The organism is Leptolyngbya cf. ectocarpi LEGE 11479, assembly GCF_015207065.1.
GTDB lineage: Bacteria > Cyanobacteriota > Cyanobacteriia > Phormidesmidales > Phormidesmidaceae > Leptothoe > Leptothoe ectocarpi.
Window position 1 is genome coordinate 1 of sequence record NZ_JADEXP010000536.1, and the last position, 2,775, is coordinate 2,775.

The following is a 2,775-nucleotide window of genomic DNA, read 5'->3' on the forward strand; positions in this document are numbered from 1 at the left end:
ATAGTGGTGCGATCGCAGGTAATTTTCTCTAGCGACCGCTGGATAGCGGCCTCCGTTTCGTTATCTACTGCCGAGGTGGCTTCATCCAAGATTAAAATCGGTGGGTTCTTTAACAGGGCTCGAGCAATGGCTAACCGCTGACGTTGCCCCCCAGACAGCTTTTGGCCCCGCTCCCCCACAACGGTGTCATAGCCCTGGGGCAGCTGCTGAATAAACTCATGGGCTTCAGCCAGATGGGCTGCCTGCTTAATGTCAGCCGGTGTGGCACTAAAGCTGCCATAGGCAATATTCTCAGCGACAGTTCCGTGGAATAAAAACACATCCTGACTAACCAATCCGATGGCGCGACGCAAATCATCTAGGTGCAGGCTGCACAGGTCGTGACCATCCAGGGTAATCTGACCCTCGCTGATTTCATAAAACCGCAGCAGCAGCTTGACCAGGGTGCTTTTACCCGACCCGGTTGCCCCCACAATTGCGGTTGTTTTGCCTGCCGGAATCTTCAGGGTGAGGTGCTGTACCACGGGCGCGCGATCGCGGTAGGCAAAGGTAACGTCTTGAAATGCAATCTCACCCCGCACATTGCTCACCGGTAGGCGGTAGTCCCCAGGCCGAATGGCAACGGGGGTATCCAGTAAATCCATCACCCGGTTGATAGAGGCCATGGCGCGCCGGTACTGGTCGAGGGTTTCCCCGAGGCGGGTTAGGGGCCACAGCAGCCGCTGGGTCAAAAATACCAGCACACTATAGGTGCCCACCGCCAGATTGCCAGCCACCGCTTCCAGACCGCCATAGAGTAGCGTGGCGGTAAACCCCGCTAAGATAAAAATACGAATCAGTGGAATAAAGGCGGAACTGAGGGCAATGGCCCGACGATTGCTTTGCCGGTACGCTTCGCTGTCCTGGCCCACTCGCTGAATCTCATAGGTTTCAGCGGTGTAGCTTTTAATGGTGGCAATGCCAGTGAGGTTATTTGATAAACGACCATTGAGCAGGCCCACCCGTTCGCGCACCTCGGCATAGCGCGGGGCCAGGTATTTTTGGAATGCGATCGCACCCCACACAATCAAGGGCATGGGCAGCATGGCCATCCACGCCACCTGAGGCGCCATGACAAAAAAGGCCCCCCCAATCAGTAGGATGGTGGTCACCACCTGCAGCACCTCATTGGCTCCCCGATCTAGAAAGCGCTCTAGCTGATTGATATCGTCATTGAGAATAGACATCAGACCACCGGAGCTGCGCTCTTCAAAAAACGCCAGCTCTAGGGACTGCAAATGGGTATAGGCATCTAAGCGCAGATCGTGCTGAATCGACTGGGCCAGATTACGCCACATCCAGTTATAGGCATACTCAAATGCCGATTCTAGCGCCCAGACGATCACCGTCAGCACCGATAGCCACACGAACTGACCACGAATGCTGGACACCCCCCACTGGGCAATCAGAGAATCCTGCTGTTGAACCACCACATCCACCGCCAAACCGATCAGTACAGGGGGTGCTAAATCAAACAGCTTATTTAGAATTGAGGCCAAACTAGCCAGCCAAATCCGGCGACGATAGCGGCGGCCATAGGTCAACAAACGCTGGAGTGGGTAGGTCATATCGCCTGATGTCAAAGGGTAGATCAAAGGTTCACACTAAGTCTATCCATTGTGAACCATCATCGGAGCGCAGGGCCAAAACCAGGGACAGACTGCCTAAAAGCCATGATTCCAGACCGGATCAAACCTGGCCATGAACATAAAGTATTGACGAAGCACTAGTGAGATTTACGGTATACCCGCACTTTTTTCGATACTCTACTGACAAGAATTATCTCAGTGCGTGCTACCACTAATCGATCCATACCGTTTATCGGAAACCGCTTGATATGTATCGTTAGCAATTTTTAGGGTGACGAATTAGCCTACGGCTGAGCAGCTGTATTGGCTACCCAGAGTTTGCTGGTGCTGACTGACTATCCGAATAACCTGTCGTCCCTGCTCAAAGCCAAGCAGGGTCAACCATCAGCGGCGCTGGGAGCACCCTCTTTTATGCCCGTGCCTACCTGAGATCCTCTATGGAAACTCCGTTTGCGATTCGCTATCACAACATCAAACTCCAGGTGGAGAGGCTGTATCAAAGTGCAGATCAAGCCCAGATCAGCTGGTCTCCAGGATTAGAAGATGTATCATTCGTCCTCAAAGGGGGAGAATGTGTGCATCTAGACAGTGCCATACCGTCAGCCAATCGGCTGCTGTTGACCGCATTAGCTGGCCAGACTCGCATTGAAGCGGGGGCGATTTGGATCGATCACCATGGGCAGTGGCTCAACCTGCCCCAGCTAGCCCCACGACAAATCAGCCAAATTCAAGCGCAAACCATTGGCTATTTGGGACCTAGTGCAGACCTGCGCTCTGCCCCCACAGGCATGCACTGTGTTCTGACTAAACTGATTGAACTGGGGTTTTCTCGCTCCCAGGCGGAAGCCCAAGCTCGTCATGTTTTGGATTGGGTGGGGTTACCGCGACGTCTATGGCAAAAGACCCCTGAGGATCTCAGCCTAGCTGAACTCCACCAGGTTAATCTGGCCCGTACCTTTGCCGTGGACTACAGCATTGTGGTAATTGACCTGTCCTTTGAGCAACTGGACCCTGCCAATCAAAGGCGTTTATTAGAGCTAATAGCCTATCGTAAAGCTCTAGATAGCTGCTTTATTGGGCATTTTGGTCAGGATGAGCTGTATCGGGAAATTTGCGATCGCAGCCTCTCCATCCATGCCCCCACACC

At 53.3% G+C, this 2,775-nt stretch carries 3 protein-coding genes; 2 read left to right on the forward strand and 1 reads right to left on the reverse strand.

The annotated features are described in order from the left end of the window. Positions 1 to 1,607: ABC transporter ATP-binding protein (locus IQ260_RS29555; protein WP_193996628.1), on the reverse strand; the 1,607-nt coding region annotated here is incomplete at its 3' end. 324 nt (positions 1,608 to 1,931) lie between these two features. Here IQ260_RS29555 and IQ260_RS31585 point away from each other — a divergent pair. Together IQ260_RS31585 and IQ260_RS29560 are read left to right on the forward strand one after the other, a co-directional pair. Next, the gene (locus IQ260_RS31585; protein WP_265579594.1) at positions 1,932 to 2,057 is read left to right on the forward strand and encodes a hypothetical protein; all 126 of its coding nucleotides are present in this window, start codon (positions 1,932 to 1,934) and stop codon (positions 2,055 to 2,057) included. A gap of 8 nt (positions 2,058 to 2,065) precedes the next feature. Beyond that, positions 2,066 to 2,775, forward strand: a 710-nt coding sequence (locus IQ260_RS29560; protein WP_193996629.1) for an ABC transporter ATP-binding protein, incomplete at its 3' end; no start/stop codon positions are given.